The 17,017-nt window shown below is 60.1% G+C and carries 19 protein-coding genes; 8 read left to right on the forward strand and 11 right to left on the reverse strand.

From position 1 onward, the window contains the following. The first annotated feature begins 202 nt into the window (after positions 1–202). The 3 genes from ACWFVE_RS12900 (at position 203) to gabT (ending at position 3,300) form a co-directional block, all read left to right on the forward strand. Entirely contained in the window at positions 203–1,012 is an 810-nt protein-coding gene (locus tag ACWFVE_RS12900; RefSeq protein ID WP_447529667.1) for an EAL domain-containing protein, read from the forward strand. After that, positions 1,005–1,955, forward strand: coding sequence for a sensor domain-containing diguanylate cyclase (locus tag ACWFVE_RS12905; RefSeq protein WP_447529668.1), 951 nt, complete (start codon positions 1,005–1,007; stop codon positions 1,953–1,955). Before ACWFVE_RS12900 ends, ACWFVE_RS12905 begins: the two co-directional genes overlap by 8 nt. 67 nt (positions 1,956–2,022) lie before the next feature. Beyond that, positions 2,023–3,300 (forward strand): 4-aminobutyrate--2-oxoglutarate transaminase, encoded by a 1,278-nt coding sequence (gene gabT, locus ACWFVE_RS12910; protein ID WP_447529669.1) that lies wholly within the window; start codon positions 2,023–2,025, stop codon positions 3,298–3,300. A gap of 66 nt (positions 3,301–3,366) precedes the next feature. Here gabT and ACWFVE_RS12915 read toward each other — a convergent pair whose 3' ends face one another. From ACWFVE_RS12915 to ACWFVE_RS12930, 4 genes are all read right to left on the reverse strand, one after another. Continuing rightward, on the reverse strand, positions 3,367–3,618 hold the full coding sequence (locus tag ACWFVE_RS12915; protein WP_447529670.1) for a YkoF family thiamine/hydroxymethylpyrimidine-binding protein: 252 nt from the start codon (positions 3,616–3,618) through the stop codon (positions 3,367–3,369). Positions 3,619–3,663: 45 nt separating this feature from the next. Then, a complete protein-coding gene (locus tag ACWFVE_RS12920) occupies positions 3,664–4,458 on the reverse strand; it encodes an alpha/beta fold hydrolase (protein ID WP_447529671.1) in 795 nt (264 codons plus the stop codon). A 144-nt stretch (positions 4,459–4,602) separates the two neighbouring features. Further along, on the reverse strand, positions 4,603–5,649 hold the full coding sequence (gene dinB, locus ACWFVE_RS12925; protein ID WP_447529672.1) for a DNA polymerase IV: 1,047 nt from the start codon (positions 5,647–5,649) through the stop codon (positions 4,603–4,605). 121 nt (positions 5,650–5,770) lie between these two features. Then, positions 5,771–7,231 (reverse strand): protein adenylyltransferase SelO, encoded by a 1,461-nt coding sequence (locus tag ACWFVE_RS12930; protein WP_447529673.1) that lies wholly within the window; start codon positions 7,229–7,231, stop codon positions 5,771–5,773. A 70-nt stretch (positions 7,232–7,301) separates the two neighbouring features. On the opposite strand from ACWFVE_RS12930, the gene ACWFVE_RS12935 reads away from it, so the two are divergent. After that, positions 7,302–7,922, forward strand: coding sequence for a DNA-3-methyladenine glycosylase (locus ACWFVE_RS12935; RefSeq protein WP_447529674.1), 621 nt, complete (start codon positions 7,302–7,304; stop codon positions 7,920–7,922). Here the strand turns inward: ACWFVE_RS12935 and ACWFVE_RS12940 are convergent. Then, a complete protein-coding gene (locus tag ACWFVE_RS12940; protein WP_447529675.1) occupies positions 7,909–8,778 on the reverse strand; it encodes an NAD-dependent protein deacetylase in 870 nt (289 codons plus the stop codon). The two genes, ACWFVE_RS12935 and ACWFVE_RS12940, sit on opposite strands and share 14 nt — an antisense overlap. Before the next feature lie 97 nt (positions 8,779–8,875). On the opposite strand from ACWFVE_RS12940, the gene ACWFVE_RS12945 reads away from it, so the two are divergent. After that, entirely contained in the window at positions 8,876–10,048 is a 1,173-nt protein-coding gene (locus ACWFVE_RS12945) for an FAD-dependent monooxygenase (protein ID WP_447529676.1), read from the forward strand. A 102-nt stretch (positions 10,049–10,150) separates the two neighbouring features. Here ACWFVE_RS12945 and ACWFVE_RS12950 read toward each other — a convergent pair whose 3' ends face one another. Both ACWFVE_RS12950 and ACWFVE_RS12955 read right to left on the reverse strand, forming a co-directional pair. Continuing rightward, positions 10,151–11,110, reverse strand: coding sequence for a ribonuclease Z (locus ACWFVE_RS12950; protein WP_447529677.1), 960 nt, complete (start codon positions 11,108–11,110; stop codon positions 10,151–10,153). Next, positions 11,107–11,988 carry a tetratricopeptide repeat protein gene (locus tag ACWFVE_RS12955; protein ID WP_447529678.1) on the reverse strand — a complete coding sequence of 294 codons (882 nt, stop codon included), beginning with the start codon at positions 11,986–11,988 and terminating at the stop codon, positions 11,107–11,109. The genes ACWFVE_RS12950 and ACWFVE_RS12955 overlap by 4 nt, the downstream gene beginning before the upstream one ends. A 341-nt stretch (positions 11,989–12,329) precedes the next feature. On the opposite strand from ACWFVE_RS12955, the gene ACWFVE_RS12960 reads away from it, so the two are divergent. After that, a complete protein-coding gene (locus ACWFVE_RS12960; RefSeq protein WP_447529679.1) occupies positions 12,330–13,490 on the forward strand; it encodes a glycerol dehydrogenase in 1,161 nt (386 codons plus the stop codon). Positions 13,491–13,535: 45 nt separating this feature from the next. Here ACWFVE_RS12960 and ACWFVE_RS12965 read toward each other — a convergent pair whose 3' ends face one another. The 3 genes from ACWFVE_RS12965 to ACWFVE_RS12975 all read right to left on the reverse strand — a co-directional run bounded on the left by ACWFVE_RS12965 (position 13,536) and on the right by ACWFVE_RS12975 (position 15,612). Next, positions 13,536–14,024, reverse strand: a complete 489-nt coding sequence (locus tag ACWFVE_RS12965) for a GNAT family N-acetyltransferase (protein WP_447529680.1) — start codon at positions 14,022–14,024, stop codon at positions 13,536–13,538. Between the two features lie 112 nt (positions 14,025–14,136). Continuing rightward, positions 14,137–14,772 (reverse strand): LysE family translocator, encoded by a 636-nt coding sequence (locus ACWFVE_RS12970; RefSeq protein ID WP_447529681.1) that lies wholly within the window; start codon positions 14,770–14,772, stop codon positions 14,137–14,139. 186 nt (positions 14,773–14,958) lie between these two features. Then, positions 14,959–15,612 (reverse strand): DsbA family oxidoreductase, encoded by a 654-nt coding sequence (locus ACWFVE_RS12975; protein ID WP_447529682.1) that lies wholly within the window; start codon positions 15,610–15,612, stop codon positions 14,959–14,961. Between the two features lie 99 nt (positions 15,613–15,711). Here ACWFVE_RS12975 and vapB point away from each other — a divergent pair, with 99 nt between their 5' ends. Next, on the forward strand, positions 15,712–15,942 hold the full coding sequence (gene vapB / locus ACWFVE_RS12980) for a type II toxin-antitoxin system VapB family antitoxin (protein ID WP_447529683.1): 231 nt from the start codon (positions 15,712–15,714) through the stop codon (positions 15,940–15,942). Beyond that, positions 15,942–16,340, forward strand: a complete 399-nt coding sequence (gene vapC, locus ACWFVE_RS12985) for a type II toxin-antitoxin system tRNA(fMet)-specific endonuclease VapC (RefSeq protein WP_447529684.1) — start codon at positions 15,942–15,944, stop codon at positions 16,338–16,340. The genes vapB and vapC overlap by 1 nt, the downstream gene beginning before the upstream one ends. Before the next feature lie 193 nt (positions 16,341–16,533). Here vapC and ACWFVE_RS12990 read toward each other — a convergent pair whose 3' ends face one another. Then, the gene (locus ACWFVE_RS12990; protein ID WP_447529685.1) at positions 16,534–16,950 is read right to left on the reverse strand and encodes a lysozyme inhibitor LprI family protein; all 417 of its coding nucleotides are present in this window, start codon (positions 16,948–16,950) and stop codon (positions 16,534–16,536) included. Between the last annotated feature and the right edge of the window lie 67 nt (positions 16,951–17,017).

Genomic DNA, 17,017 nt, shown 5'->3' on the forward strand with positions numbered 1-17,017 from the left:
CACCGGGCGCTTAAGCCAACTTCGCCCCTCCTGAAAGCTTGTTCAACATAAATTAAAAGGGTGTGTGGACCTTAACGCCCGTCATGTACGCAACCCCCCTCTGCGACTAAACTGCTACGATTCACATTGAAGTCACGCGTCATAAAACGCGCCAAGACGTGTTGAACACCCAAAACACCAAGGGCTTAACAGAGGATTTTTCATGAGTAACTGCGCTCGGGTAGAGGGTCGGTGTAATCGTTGCGATGGAGAACTTCCCTTTGATTTCACCATGGCGTTTCAACCTATCGTGGATCTATCGAAAGCGCAGGTCACCACGTATGAAGCGCTCGTGCGCGGTGTGAACGGCGAGTCCGCCTGGAGCATTATTTCCAAAGTCACCGACGACTTGCTCTACCGCTTCGATCAGGCCTGCCGGGTCAAAGCCATCGAGATGGCAAGCGCGCTGGGGATGCAGACCGACCTTTCGATCAACTTTCTCCCCAACGCGGTATACGAACCCCACGCCTGCATACAGGCGACCCTGGAAGTTTCCCGGCGCGTTGGCTGGCCCACCAGTCGCCTGGTGTTCGAGATCACCGAAACCGAGCGCGTCGAGGACCGTCATCACCTGGCCAATATCATCGATGCGTATCACAACATGGGGTTCAAGACCGCCCTGGACGACTTCGGCAACGGCTACGCCAATCTGGATCTACTCACAGACTTGAACCCCGACACGCTTAAAATCGATCGTGAAATCGTCATGAACTGCGACAGCGACCCGCGCCGCCAGGCCCTGCTCAAAGCGGTCGTTTCGCTGGCCCAGGAGCTCGACACCATGGTAATTGCCGAAGGCATCGAAACGCACAGTGAAGCGCTTTGGTTGGCCCGCGCTGGTATTATGCGCCAGCAAGGCTACTTTTATGCCAAGCCCGCTATCGACTCGTTGGGTGAGGACCTTACGCCACGGCTCGTGGCACTGCGAGACGAAGCGCTCGCGCATTTAAATCCCGGAGTGGTGAATGCCTGACATTTCGGCCCAGCAATTACAAGAAATGGTAAAACGCTCCAAACGCAATGCGTGGAGCGTACTGACTAGCGCGCCCATAGGAATCTGCGTCACCGATAACCGGGGCTGTTTCGAGCTCGTCAATCCAGCTTACTGCAACTTTTACGGTTACACCCAGGAAGAGCTCATCGGCCAGCACTTCACTGTCATGGTATCGCCGGAGTACCGCGAAAAGGCTGGCGCCATGCACGATGAGTTCCTTCAAGGTACGCAACCGACCGAGATGCGCCAGGAGTGGCAGGTTTTTTGTAAAAACGGCGACTTGCGCACCATCATTGCCGAAGCCGCTCGGGTAGAAGGCGATGATGGCACCCCGCGCAAAGTGACCTTCGTGATCGACATCACCGAACGAAAACAGCTGGAAGAGCGGCTGCGAGAGGCGAACGACCGCCTGGACCACCTGGCCAGCCACGATGGCCTTACCGGGCTTTTGAACCGGCGGGCTGGAATTTGCCATCTCAGCGAAGAACTCAAGCGCTGCCGGCGCTATGGTGGCGATCTCAGCGTCATGATGTTCGATCTGGATCGCTTCAAAACCATCAACGACACCTATGGCCACGCGACCGGCGATACGGTGCTGACCGAGCTTTCCGCCGCGATCAACAACAGGCTTCGCGCCACCGACGTGCAGGTGCGCTTAGGGGGCGAAGAGTTTCTGGTCATCATGCCCGAAACCAGCAGTAGCGAAGCCCAAACCGCCGCCGAGCGTCTTCGCGCCCACATAGAAGAACAGACCTTCACCGAGCATGCACTGACGATCACGCTCTCCGCCGGTGTCGCCAGCACCCCGGCCTCCTGCGCCGAGGATTTGATCGAGCGCGGCGACCAAGGCATGTACCGTGCCAAGGCGCAGGGGCGTAATCGGATCGTGGTGGCTCAGCCAGAGGCACCCGCAGAATTTTAATAGCGGCGTAGGCGTACTATGCTAATGCCCTACCCGTGATTCATGCCCAATGCTAAAGGAACCCGCCATGACCAATGCCGAGCTTAACGCGCTAAAGCAAAAATACGTGGCCGCCGGCGCGGCAAGCCCCGCCACGGCCTTTGCCGCCCGTGCCGAGAACGCCGAGATTTGGGATGCCGACGGCCACCGCTTCATCGATTTTGCCGGTGGCATTGGCGTACTCAACATTGGCCACCGCCACCCGAAGGTCGTCGCGGCGGTCAAGGAACAGCTCGACAAGGTAATGCACACCTGCCAGACCGTCATGCCCTATGAAGGCTACGTGAAGGTAGCCGAAAAGCTCAGCCAGGTCGTGCCGGTACGCGGCCATGCCAAGGTAATGCTGGCCAACTCCGGTGCCGAGGCGCTGGAAAATGCCGTGAAGATCGCCCGTGCGGCCACCGGCCGCCCCAACGTGATCTGCTTCGACGGCGGCTATCACGGGCGTACCTTCTACACCATGGCGATGAACGGCAAGGTTGCGCCCTACCAGACCGACTTCGGCCCGATGCCGGGCACCGTCTTCCGTGCGCCCTATCCGGTGCCTTATCACGGCATCAGCGAAGACGAGGCGATTCGTGGCTTGATGATGGCGCTGAAAACCGACGCCGGCCCGACCAACACCGCTGCCATCGTACTCGAACCCGTGCTCGGCGAAGGCGGCTTCTACGCCGCCCCTGCCTCCTTTCTCAAACGCGTTCGCGACATCTGCGACGAGCTCGGCATCTTGATGATCGTCGACGAAGTGCAGTCGGGTTTCGGGCGTACCGGCAAGCTCTTTGCCATCGAACACAGCGACGTCGAGCCCGACATCATGACCATGGCGAAAAGCATGGCCGATGGCATGCCGATCTCCGCCATCGTCGGTACCGATAAAATCATGGACGCCTCTGGCCCCAACTCGCTGGGCGGCACCTACACCGGCAGCCCCACCGCCTGCGCCGCCGCCCTGGCGGTACTCGAAGTGTTCGAGGAGGAAAACATTCTCGAGCAGAGCCTGGCGCTGGGTAACAAACTGGTCAAACGTTTCCACGAGTGGCAGAACAAGTTCGACTGCATCGATAACGTGCGCAACCTGGGCGCCATGGCCGCTTTCGAGCTGGTCACCGAGAAAGAAGGCAAAAAGGCGCCGAACCCGGACCTGGCCGGAGCGCTTTGCAAAAAAGCCCGCGAAAAAGGCCTGATCCTGCTCTCCTGCGGCATGTACGGCAACACCATCCGCTTTTTGATGCCGATCACCATCGAAGACGACGTGCTCAACGAAGGCCTGGACATCATCGAATCCTGCCTGGATTCGCTGACCTGATCGCCGAGCCAAACGCCGCCTGAACGCAAAAACGCCGCCCTACCGGGCGGCGTTTTTTTTAATACTCTAATCTCTGGGTCGGCGATCCCCTTCGAGAAAATTCGCCGTGAATACCGCTTTGCCGTGGGTCTCGAAGGACCATTTCATGACATCGTTAAGGGCGGCCATGACCGCGTCGAATTCGCCGAACACCTGGGTGCTCATGCGGTTGGGGTGAACCTCGAGCCCGCTTTGCTCCAGGCGCTGGACGACTTCCTTGACCACCGGTTTGAAGTCGTCGGTCAGCGGGTAGTAGCTTAGCTGTACGGAAAGATACATGGTCGCTCTCCTGGTCGTTATCGATAGGGCTTGGGGTAAGGCGCCTCAATGGGCCTGGATACGCTGCCAGGCATCGAGAATCGCCGTGCGGGTCTCCTCCGGGTGCTCCATGGGGAACATATGCCCGCCCGGCACCTGGTTGACCGACATTCCCTTACGCTGCAGGCGGCCAATGCGCTTGGGTGTCAGCAGGTCAGAGCCCGCGCCGGCGACGATTTCCACCGGCACCTGAACCCGGGCCAGCCGGAACGAAAGGTGATCCGGCAGATTGCGAAAGATGGCGACCTCGACGCCGGGTTCGAACACCAGCTCGGCCTGGCCGTCCTCGAGTAGCCGGGTGCCTGTTTCAACATAGTCGCTAAGCGCCTGTGGGGTAAAGGTGCGAAAAAGCCCACGGCTTTTGAGCGAGGTGGTCATCGCCTCGCGGCTGGGCCAAACGCTTCGCCGGTTGCGCGTTTTGCCGGCCGGGGTGATCCGGTCGACGAAACCAAAGCGCTTGGCCGCTTTCAACGCCCAAGCATCGACGCCCATCATCAAGGGCGGGTCGAGCATGACCACGCCGTAAAAGCGCTTGGGCTCGCGAAGTGCGGCCATGGCCATCAGCGTGCCACCCAGCGAGTGGCCCACGCCCAGCACCTTCGTGTGCGTAGGCAGGTAATGTAAAAGCTCATCGACCAGGTTGGACCAATTGCGATTCACCGGGAAGCGCGGGTGGTGCCCGACCCGGTCGATAGGCTGAAGATCGAAGTGCTCGGCCAAGGGGGCCAGCAGGCTTTTGTAACTGTCGCCGGTAAAGCCGTTGGCGTGGGCAAAGACCAGGGGAGGACGTGAAAGTGTCATAAGGGCTCTGTCATAAGGGCTCTGGCGGTATAAGAAATAGTACGGTCCGGCGATCCGGGGCGCAGCAGCCATTAGGCCGCTATCGGTCATACAGCTGTTTTAATCAAAGCCTGAACCGGCGTCAAGGCCAAGCCCTTGGGGCCCTTAAAACAGCGAAAGCTGGGTGTCCGGGGCGCCGTCGGCCAAACGGTAGCCCACCCCCAGCAGGCGAACCGGGCGCGCCCCGCGGGCCCAGCCAACGTTCAAAAGCGATTCGAACTGCGCCATGTTCGGCGCGGGGTCGGCGTGCTCGACCGTGGTTTGGGTAAAGTCGTTGAACTTCACCTTGACTATTAGCCCCTTCACCGCCGGGGGCGGGTCCAGTCTTGCGTAGCGCCGCTCCAAATCGCTCAAAAGCTCGGGAAGCTCGCCCCGGCAGGCCTCGAGCGTGGGCAAATCCTGGGAGTAGGTTTGTTCGGTGCTGATCGACTTGCGCTCGCGGTGGGTCTTGACCGGGCGCTCGTCATGGCCGCGGCTTAGATCAAACAAACGTTTACCAAAGCGCCCGAAGTGCTCGATCAGCTCGGTGAGCGCTCGGGTGCGCAGGTCCGCGCAGGTGTGGATATCGAGGCTGGCCATTTTTTCCGCCGTGCGCGGGCCGACGCCGTGAATCTTTTTGACCGGCAACGCCTCGACGAAGCGCTCGACGTCGTCGGGCGGAATCACGCACAGGCCATCGGGCTTGTTCCAGTCGCTGGCGATCTTGGCCAGAAACTTGTTGGGGGCAACGCCGGCGGAGACGGTAATGCCCACCTCCCGGCGCACTTTCTCGCGAATGGCCTGGGCCATCAGCGTGGCGCTGCCTTTGAACTGGGTCACCTGGGAGACGTCCAGAAACGCCTCGTCCAGTGACAGCGGTTCGATCAGCTCGGTCATCTCGCGGTAGATGGCAAACACCTGGCGAGCCACGTCCTTGTACTTGGCCATGTCGCCACGAATGATGGTGAGGTGCGGGCAGCGTTTGAGCGCCTGGCCCATGGGCATGGCGGAGTGGATGCCGTATTCCCGCGCGGGGTAGTTGCACGTGGCAACCACGCCGCGCTGCTCCACGGAACCGCCAATGGCGATAGGAATATCCGCAAGCGCCGGGTTATCGCGCATTTCGACCGCTGCGTAGAAGCAGTCGCAGTCACAGTGAATAATCTTGCGCACGGGCCCCTGCTTACCTCCGTGTCGAAAAGCAGCGCCACGTGAAAAGCCACCGCCTTAACTGTAAAAAATCACAGTATAGCATAGCCATGACGCGCTCCCGCCATACCATGGCGTGTAGCGGCTAGGTACCGCAGAAGGTGCGCAGTACCTGTTCGCTGCTGGTGGCCGGCGCGGCCAGCCGGCGCGCGCTGGACGACTCATCGAACGGGTGGGTTACCGCCGCCAGCAGTGTATGAAACGGCGCAAAATCCCCCTGAAGGGCGGCGTCGATGACCTCTTTCACGCGGTGGTTACGGGGAATGACCACCGGGTTGGCACGGCGCATGGTGTGCTGACGCGTGGCGTGCTCGGCCAGTTCGCTGCCCCGCCATGTCTCGAGCCATACGTCTAACGCTTTGGGCGTTTGGGAGAGCGCCAACAGCGCCTCACGGCTGGCGTCGTCGAAGTCGATGGCGTAATGGGTCAGCGCATCGAAGGTGGCGGTCATATCCATGCGCCCTTGCTGCATCAGCGTTTCGAGCTCGTCCATCAGGGTGTCGGCGAGCTCCGGCGCATCCTCTTCGAGCCCCAGCTTGGCAATGCGCAACTGCCGCCGGACATGATCGAAGTGCGTGTCGAAACCGCGAATCACCTCTACCGCGCGCTCGACACCCTCTTCGCCCTGCACGTTCATCAAGGGCAGCAAGGTTTCGGCAAAGCGCGCCAGGTTCCACTGGGCCGCCGCGGGCTGGTTACTAAACGCGTAGCGCCCGCCTTCGTCGATCGAGCTGTACACCTTGCTCGGGTCGAACTGCTCCATGAAGGCGCAGGGGCCGTAGTCGATGGTCTCGCCACTGATACTGGTGTTGTCGGTATTCATCACGCCGTGGATAAACCCGACGCTCATCCAGCGGGCGACGAGCTCGGCCTGACGGCGGGTCACGCACTCGAGCAGCGCCAGGTAAGGGTCGTCTTCGGTCATGACCTCGGGGTAGTGGCGCTTGATGACGTAGTCCGCCAGCGCTTTTAAAGTGGCCTGGTCCTGACGCGCGGCAAACTGGAAGGTGCCCACGCGAACGTGGCTCGAGGCGACCCGAGTGAACACCGCGCCGGGCTCGGGCATTTGGCGCACTACGCGCTCGCCTGCGGCCACCGCCGCCAGTGCCCGGGTGGTGGGCACGCCGATAGCGGCCATGAACTCGCTGACCAGGTATTCGCGCAGCACCGGCCCAAGTGGCGAGCGACCGTCGCCGCCGCGGGAGAACGGCGTTCGCCCGCTGCCCTTGAGCTGGACATCCCAGCGTTTGCCCTCGCTATCCACCACCTCGCCCAACAGCAGCGCGCGGCCATCGCCCAGCTGAGGCACGAAGTTGCCAAACTGATGCCCGGCGTAGCCAAGCGCGACGGGGCTTGCGCCGTCAGGGATAGCGTTGCCGCTAAACCACTGCGCAAGCGTGGCGTCATCCGGCACGGCGCGGGCGCCAAGCGTTGCGGCGAGCGCCTCATTAAAGGCGATCAAGCTGGGCGATGCCACGCCCGAAGGCTCGCAGGCACGCCACAGTGGCTCGGGAAGCGTTTGGTACTCGTGATCGAAGTTCAGCACTAAGGCCTCCACTTTCAATAGTCGGGCTGGGGTAATACCCTAGCACCTGACTCAAGTTTATGGCGATATCATGGGTTTTCCTAATATTTCCGAATCCTCGCTCAATACTCCCCTGCCCCGGCCGTTTTATAACCGCGATACCCTGCTGGTCGCACGCGAGCTTCTGGGCTGCCAGTTGGTGCGCCGGGTGGGCGATGAGCTGGTCGCCGCCACCATCGTGGAAACCGAAGCGTACCGGGGTGCTGCGGACTCCGCCTGCCACGCCCACCGGTGCAAAACGCCGCGCACCGAGGCGATGTTCGGCCCGCCCGGCCACGCCTACGTGTACCTGGTGTACGGCATGCACTGGCTTTTGAATATCGTCACCCAGCCCGAAGGCAACCCCTGCGCGGTGCTGGTGCGTGCGGTCGAGCCTGCCGTCAACGAAGAGGCCATGCGCTACTACCGCCCCATGCAGGGCAAGGCGCTCTGCAACGGCCCGGGCAAGCTCACCCGGGCACTGCAAATCGACAAATCGCTTTACGGTGAAGACATGACCCGGCCGGAACAGCTTTGGGTCGCCCGGGGTGAGGCCGTTGAGCGTATTTCGAGCGGACCGCGTGTGGGTATCGACTACGCCGCCCCGGCGGATCGCGACGCGCCCTGGCGGCTTTGGGTGGCGGATAACCCCTGGGTCTCTAAAGCGCGTTAGTGCCCGCTTGCTCCAGGCAGGTCAACGCGTGAGCCAGTACCGGGGTGAGCGGCGCGCGCCACTGGTGGGTGAGCAGGTGATCGGCCCGGGTCACGCCCAGCGAAAGTGACGCCACCGGCAGGCCCCGGGCGTGGGCCTCGCGGCAGAAGCGGTAGCCGGAGAACACCATCAACGAGGTACCCACGGCCAGCACCGCACTGGAGCGGGCCAGCGCCGCCTCGGCTTCGAGCCGGCGCGCCATGGGCACCACATCACCGTAATAGACCACGTCGGGCTTCAATATCCCGCTACAGCGTGGGCAGTCGTACACCTTGAAGCTCGAGAAATCGGTTTCCAGATCCGCGTCGCCGTCCGGGGCGTGGGCGGCATCCATTGCCGCAAAGCGGGGATTCATGCGCGCCATTTCCGCGTGCATGGCGTAGCGCATGATGCTGTAACCGCAGCGCATACAGCTCACCGTATCCGCCCGGCCGTGCAGGTCGACCACGCGCTTCGAGCCCGCCCGCTGATGAAGCCGGTCGACGTTTTGCGTCACCAGCATCTCCACCATGCCCTTGGCTTCGAGTGCGGCCAGAACCCGGTGCGAGCCCCCCACTTGGGCGCTGCCCAGCGCCTTGAAGCCGATCAGCGCCCGCGCCCAGTAACGCTTGCGCACACTGGCACTTCCCATGAAGTCACCGTGCTGCACCGGCGGCGAGCGTTTCCACTGGCCGTTGGCATCGCGGTAATCGGGAATGCCGCTATCGGTGCTGACCCCGGCACCGGTAATAATGAAAAGCCGCGGGTGGCGAAGTATGAACGCCGCCAATTCCTCGCCCGCCTGCTCGACTTCAGTCAGGTTTTTTATCTGCGTCAATACTTCACCCCAGGAAAGCGGTTAACATCTCAACGATACTGTAAGACAGTGGCGGTGCATACAACGTGCCCGCCCCGGCCTAACAAGGAGCCCTTTCATGCAGCGAGATCACGATATCATCATCATTGGCGGCGGCATGGTGGGCGCGGCACTGGCCGCGCGGCTGGGGCAAGCCGGCCGCCGCGTGGCGCTGATCGAACACAGCACGCCCCCCAAGGCCCCCGAGGGCGACTATGACCTGCGTATCTCGTCGCTGAACAAACGCTCGCTCGGCTTCATCGAGGCAAGCCACACTAACCTTCCGCTAGAGCGCACCTCGTCGTTTCGCCATATCGAAGTGTGGAACCAGGAAGGCGCCGGGCACAGCCTGTTTTCGGCCGAGGACAGCGATATGGAGCGCTTTGGCCTGTTCATCGAGAACATCGCGCTTCAGCACGCCTTGTGGCAGCGCCTGGAAAGCATGGCCTGCGTGACGCTTTATACCGAAACCACGCTGGTGGCGACCTACGCAAGCGGAAGCACCCGCTTGGTGGAGCTGGATAACGGCCAGACGCTCAGCGCCGAACTGGTGGTCGGTGCCGACGGCGCGAACTCCAAACTTCGTGAGCTGGCCGGTATCGAGATCGCCACCCACGACTACCACCAGCGCGCGATGATCATCAACGTGGAGACGGTACTACCCCAGCAGGATGTGAGCTGGCAGTGCTTCACGCCCACCGGGCCCCTTGCCATGCTGCCGCTGCCCGGCCACCGCGCCTCCCTTGTGTGGTACGACCAGGAAGGCGCCACCCAAGCCCGCGAAGCCATGGACGACGACGCTCTTAAAACCGCCATTGAAGCGGCGTACCCCAAGCGGCTGGGCGGCATTACCCGCGTGGTCGCCCATGCAAGCTTCCCCATCAAACGCCAGCACGCCAGAAGCTACACCGCCAAACGCCTGGCGCTAATGGGCGACGCCGCCCACGTGGTACACCCGCTGGCAGGTCAGGGGCTCAACATTGGCCTGCACGACGCCGACGCCCTGGCCGAGCTGATTCTGGGCCATACCGATGCCGGTGACAGCGCCGCGCTCAAGCGCTACGAGTGGCAGCGCCGCTTGGCCAACCAGGCGATGATTGCCGCCACAGACAGCTTCCACCACCTATTCACCGGCGCCAAGCCGCTGCGCCAGCTGGGCGATTTTAGCCTGCACCTGGCCGAGCGCCTGCCTTTTGCCAAGCGCATGATGATGATGCAGGCCAATGGGTTGAATCCGTTCAAACGGCGATAACACGGACGCTAGCGATAGCCACGGGTTTTAGCTTGACTCGCTGGCGCTTGATTGAGCGCCAGCGCTGTTTAGGTCACCTCGAAATCGAACGGGTGAACATCGTCAAGACTGACCGTGCTGCGATAGCACGCCTTCCTTATCCAAACTGAACTCGGCGAAATCCCGCGCCAGATAAAGCGTGCCCGAATAGGCGCGCCTGGCCTCCTCGCGGATCTCCTCGATCGAAGACGAGCCTTGCGTATGCGACTGGTAGCGCGGGCTAAAGTGCGTCAGCACCAAATTAGGCAGCGCCGCCGCCTCGGCCAACGCAGCCACCTGTTGTGCATAGCTGTGCCCTACCTCGGCCGCCTTTTCGGCCATCGCGGCAGTGTAGGTGGCTTCGTGCACCAGCACCTGAGCATCCGCGCACGCTTTTGTGAGAAGCTCGGGGCTGTCGTTGTCACCGGCAATCACTATCTTGCCGGGCGGGTTTTTGAAGACTCGATAATCTGCGCTTTTCAGCGTCTCGCCGCCCCACTCGATATCCACGCCCTGCTGAATTTGGCCCCACAGCGGGCCGCGCGGAATGCCCCGCGCGGTTAATGCTTCGACGTTCAAATCCTGCTTGGGCTTTTCGGTAAAGCCATAGGCATACGAGGCCACCCCATGAGAAAGCCGTGAGGTGGCGACCGCCATGTTCTCGAACTCGACGTTTGGCAGCGCGTCGGCGTCCATGAACGTCACGGCGAAAGGCAGCGAGAGCGACGTGGTCTCGAAAGTTGCTTTCATCCACGCCTGGATGCCAGCGGGCGCCACCACGGTGAGCGGCGCCTGGCGGCCGTTCATCGCCGCGCTCGCCAAAAGCCCCGGCAGCCCGTAGCAGTGGTCGCCGTGCACGTGGGTGATGAAGATAGCGCGCAGCGCATTCAGCGAAAGGCGGGTGTAAAGGATCTGCTGCTGGGTGCCCTCGCCGCAGTCGATCAGATACCAGCCCTTGCCCTTACGCTCGCAAAGGGCAACGGCGGAGACGTTTCGCTGCTTGGTGGGGACGCCGGCAGAGGTGCCAAGAAAAAGCAGGTTCATGGTGAGCCCGTGTGATGGTTAGCGTTCTCGAACATTGCCAGGGTGTCCTGAGCCTCGGGTATGCCGGAAGCGGCCGCTTTCTCGAGCCATTCGGCCCCCGCCGCATAATCTTCGTAGCCCGCCCAGCCATCGATCAAGGCCAATCCCCAATTATACTGGGCGGCCGGATGTCCTTTATTGGCTGCTTTCTCGAAGTACTGGCCGGCCTTTACATCGTTCACTGGAACGAACTGCCCCGCCATGTGCATACAACCAAGGTTGAACTCTGCATACATCAACCACTTGCCGTTCAAGGCCGCCGCTTTCTCGAAACATTGATAGGCTCTTTCATGGTCCTCCTTCACCCCTATGCCATCCAAGCACCTGGACCCTAGATCGATAAGGCCTCTTTCACCTTCCAGCGTTTCCAGCACTTCAAGGTGGCGAACCGCTCTTGCTTCGTCATTATTCTCAAAGCTCGCCGCCAGGAACTGGTGATGAGAGATTCTGATCTTTCTTAACCATTTGGCAGGCATCAATCCTGCAACGATACCCGTATCAATGGCGACGTGAATGCGCCGCCAACAGGGAATGTTGTTCAATAAACCGGGGATACGCCGGTACCGCGACCACGCCAACTTTTCGTCAGCAATAGGTGCCCCGCAACGCTTGCAAACCAATCGTGTTCTGTAGAACCTTCTGGTCTGGTCAAAGAAGGTAAATAAAAGCGCCGCCCCCAGAACATATAAAAGAGTACTGGATACGTGCAGCATTAACGTACCGAATCCACCGACCAAAAGCGCCCACCGCAGCAACATAATGACGATGTTTTTAAACGTCCACGGCAGTACCCAGGCAGCACTTCCTCGGCAGCCCAAGCAACATAGAATGTCCTCCACTTTTCTTTTTCCCAAGCGCCACCTTTTACCGGCTAATTGTGAGGTCGAACGGCTCTTTTCAAAGCACCACGGCGGTTAAGCCAGCAGGTTCCCGCGCTCCCATAGCGAGATCACGACGTTCATTTGCTGGTTATGCTTTTTTTGGGTGCCGCGCCGGAGCGATATTGATCGACCGCCTTTCGTGCAATCTGTGCGTATTTATTCATCGTCGTTTACCTAAACTTAATAAAGCGAGCTTATCCTGGAGCTTACCCATTCGCCATGAAATGACCCGCGTCAATCTATCGGTTTTGAATCGAAACGAAGTGGGTACATCACTGTCACAGACGATTACACTGATCATGCAACTCACTCTACGTACAGGACTATTTGCCATGGAAGCGACCAACGAGAAAGTCTTCATCAGCCCGGCCCGCTACGTTCAGGGTGAAGGTGTGACGGCCCGCGCCGGTCACTACGTCTCGGCACTGGGCAAAAAAGCCCTACTCATCGCCGACGACGTGGTCTGGAAAATTGCCGGTAAGCAATTAAGCGAGAGCCTGGAAAACGAAGGCGTGAGTTTCGAGCGCGTCGTGTTCGAAGGCGAAGCATCTACGCGCGAGATCGAGCGGATCAGTGAGCTGGGCCGCCAGCAACAAGCGCAGGTCGTCATCGGCTTCGGCGGCGGCAAGACGATCGACACCGCCAAGGGCGTGGCCGATGAGCTCAAAGCCGCTTGTGCCGTATTGCCGACCACGGCGTCCACCGATGCGCCGACCAGTGCGCTCTCGGTCATCTACAACGATGAAGGTGAATTCGACTCCTACCGCTTCTACGACAAAAACCCCAACCTGGTGCTGGTGGATACCGGCATCATCTGTAAGGCGCCGCCGCGCTTTCTGGCCTCAGGCATTGCCGATGCGCTGGCCACCTGGGTCGAAGCCCGCGCCGCCATTCGTGCCAATGCCAACAACATGGCCGGCGGCAAGTCCACGCTTCTGGGCGCGACCATTGGCGAGAAGTGCGAAGAGATCCTCTTCGAGCACGCCATGCTCGCCTACCAGGCCAACCAGGCGCAGATCGTCACGCCCTCGTTCGAGGCCGTGGTCGAAGCCAACACCCTGCTCAGCGGGCTCGGTTTTGAGAGCGGCGGCCTGGCAGGCGCCCACGCCATTCACAACGGTTTTACCGCCCTGCACGGCGAGATCCACGACCTGACCCACGGCGAAAAAGTCGCCTACGGCACCATGGCTCAGTTGATTCTCGACCAGACCCCGCAGGCAGAACTGGAAGAGTACCTGGACCTGTACCTGGCGCTGGGCCTGCCGGTTACGCTGAAGGCGCTCAAGCTCGACGAGGCCAGCGACGACGATTTGTTCCGCGTAGCCGAGGCTGCGCTGAAAGAAGGCGAATCGAGCCACAACCTGGCGTACGAACTCACGCCGCAGCAGGTCGTCAGCGCCATCAAGGCGGTGGATGTGCATGCGCGCGCGTTTATGGAGAAGGTGGGCCTGAGCGAGTAAGGCTTAAAAAGCGGGGCGCTTCGGCGCTCCGCTTTTATCCTCTCATCAACCGCGCGCTGCTCGTTTGATCATGGCCACCGCGCCGGACTCCGCTCTGCCGTTGAACTCGAAACCCAACGACTGATACAGATGGAAAGCAGGTTTGTTCGACTCAAAGACCTTGAGCGTAAACGCACTGACCTGTTGCTTTGATGCGGCCTCTTCCATCAGCGCCACGCAAAGCGCTCTACCCACGCCCTGCCCCCTCAAAGCCGGATCGACCACCAGCCGCGCCAAGTGGATAACGCCGCCTTCACGTTGCAGCATTTGACCAAACGCCACCAGTTGGCCTTCAACACCCAGAAGGACGTAAGCGTTTTGCTCGGAGGCCTCGATATCAGCCCACGCGCTGGCGGGCGTTGCCGGGTAACGCACTGCTGGCCCCGCCCACATAAGAAATGCTTGCTCCGTGGTGGGCCAGGTTAAAACCTTTGCGAGATCTGTTTGCTCTGCTGCTCGTAATGTCATGTGGGTTATCTTTTGACTATCCGTCATCCCTTATCCGCAAGACGCGCCATATGGTAGGCGTTCACATACTCGCCGCCCCTAAAGGCAAACGCGACCGACTCGCCTTCAATCTCAAAGCCGATGTTCGGCACATTTGAAGCTACCGGGTGCTAGCGGCAAGCCTTACGCCCAATGCAACGAACAAAGCCCCGAGCCCTCGATCCAGCCAAAGCCCCACCTGCCGGTTTTGCTTTAAAAAAGCCCCCAGCCGCGCCCCGGCCAATACCAACGGTGTCTCAATGAATGCTGCAACCACGATGATAAGAGTGCCGTGGAGAAACAACTGCGCACCAGTAGACCCAGCACCGGGCACCACGAACTGAGGCAAAAAGGCGAGAAAGAAAATGGCGACTTTGGGGTTAAGCGCGGAGACCAGCACGCCTTGCCAATAGACAGAGCGACTACCTGGTTTGTTGGAATGTTCACCGGAGACAAAAGAATCACCCCGCGACAGCAGCATCTTGATACCGAGCCATATCAGATAAGCAGCGCCCAGCCATTTGACGATGGAAAACGCCAGCGCAGACGTGGCCAGTATGGCCGAAAGCCCGGCGGCTGCCATCACCACATGCACCCCGGCCCCCGTCCAGATACCCAACATGGCCGCCAGCCCCTGCCGGCGGCCGTTGCGCAGCGTCTGCCCCAGAATGAACGCGATATCCGGCCCGGGCGAGAGATTCAAAAGTACCGCTGCCGATAAGAAGCTCATCCAGTGGAGGACGGTGTACTCGAACATAACGGGACTCCCAATGGCCTTTTATCGTTAGCGCAGCGGCGATGCGGTGGGCTCTTTAATTAACAGCGACTTTACCGCCTTACCGGGCGTCAATCACGCTCTGGCTTTGCGTGAAAAGATCGCCTTCAACACTATCGCCCTGTCCGCGCCTACATGGTCAAGCAAAGCCCGGCTGGTCGATATACATTAGCGGTTAGCATTTTCTTCCGCCACCTGACGCAGCGCATCGACCAGCACATCCGCGGGCTGGGCGCCTGAAATCAGGTAGCGGCCGTCGAGGATGAAGCCCGGGACGGCGCTCACTCCGGCCTCCATGAATTTCTGCTGTGCCGCTCGCACCTCGTCCGCATACTGATCCGACCGGGCGATGGCCTCGGCGGCGTCGCCATCAAGCCCCACCTCGATCGCCTTCTCGCGTAGCACCTCCGGGTCTGCCGGATTTTTCGCCTCACCAAAGTAGGTATCGAACAGGGCCAGTTGCAGGGGCGTTTCCAGGTTCTGCGTGGCCGCCCAGGCAAGTACACGGTGCGCATCGAAGGTATTATTCGCCCGGCGCTCCACGGCGCCACGGAAATTCAAGCCGAGCTCTTCGGCCACTGCCATGATCTCACGCTGGGACTGCTCCATGGTGGCCGCATCCTTGCCGTACTTGCGGCACAGGTGCTCCAGAATGGGCTCGCCTTCGGGCGGCATGTCCCGGTTGAGTTCAATGGGCTGCCAGTGAAGTTCGACTTCGATCTCACCCTTCAAGGTTTCCAGCGCTTGCTCCAGGCGGCGGTAGCCGATGGCGCACCACGGGCAGGCGACGTCGGACACCAGGTCAATTCTCACTTTTTGCATAATGTATATCCCTTTGACATATCCCATAATTCGATCAAACTATAGGAATCATGCTACGTGCATATAGCAAGTAACGACAGTACTGAAAAGGAGGCGGCCATGGAAAAAGCAGCGGTGTTTAAAAGTAATCGTAGCCAAGCGGTGCGCATGCCTAAATCGCTCGCGCTACCGGAGGGCGTTACACGTGTTGATGTGATTGCAGTGGGTCGCGCGCGCTTGATTACGCCCGCAGGTGAAGCGTGGGACAGCTGGTTCGACGGCCCAAGCGTCACCGCAGACTTTATGGGTGAACGCGAGCAGCCCGTTGAGCAGGAACGTGAGGCGTTTTGATGCTTAAGTACATGCTCGATACGAATATCTGCATTTTTACCATCAAACATAAACCGGCTCATGTTCGCGAGACCTTTAATCAGCATAGCGAGCAGATTTGCATCAGTACCGTGACACTCATGGAGTTGGTGTATGGTGCGGAGAAATCCGCTTCTCCCGAGAAAAATTTAAGTGTGATAGAAGGATTCGCAGCCCGACTGGAAGTACTCGACTACGACCCTGGCGCCGCCTACCACAGTGGAGAGCTACGAAGCGAGCTGGCCAAAGCGGGCACCCCCATCGGCCCCTATGATCAGATGATTGCCGGGCATGCTCGCTCAAGAGGGTTGATTCTGGTCACCAATAACGTGCGTGAGTTTAATCGTGTACCCGGGCTTCGAGTAGAAGATTGGCTTTGAGGCGATAGCTACTTGGCTCGAGCCCTGCACTTCCACCTGCGCTAATGCCAACAACATGGCAGGCGTCAAGGCGACGCTACTCGGTGCGATCATCGGTTAGAAGGACAAGACAGTGGACGCCCGCGCCTTCATGGCGAAGGTAGGCTTAAGTGAGTAAGGCGTTGATCAGGAGGTTATGTACAGGATAAAGGCGTTACTCGACGGAGGGTTCCGGTAACACCGGCGGCGTACTGTCCATATAGGTCAGGAAGTCTTGCCAGATGTCGTGCGTTCGCTGTTTCGTTAAACGGGTACTGCACGTAATGCCCATGACGTTCCGAATGCTCCCCTCGCGCCACTGCGTATAGACAGCGCCGCAATGGGCAGCGGCATACGCCTGCCACTGCTTTTGAGCCACCCTGATAGCATCGACTAGCTCAGGATCAGCCGCGTTATGTTCAACGCTCGTTTCCAGATAGCGGGTGAGTACGTCTTCGGCGGCCTCTAACTCGATAGCCGCGCACCGATTGGTCTCGAGCGTGTTCATTATGTTATTGCAATCAAGCGCCTCGTCGTCCGCCACGGCGGACAGCGACAGCGAAGCAAGCACTATCAATAGCCACTTTTTCATTTTTTCCCCAAACGCACATAAGGTGCTGGCCAGGCGGGCACAACCGAGATCGCAGCGGTCTTGCGGC

This window comes from Vreelandella mediterranea (assembly GCF_970647075.1).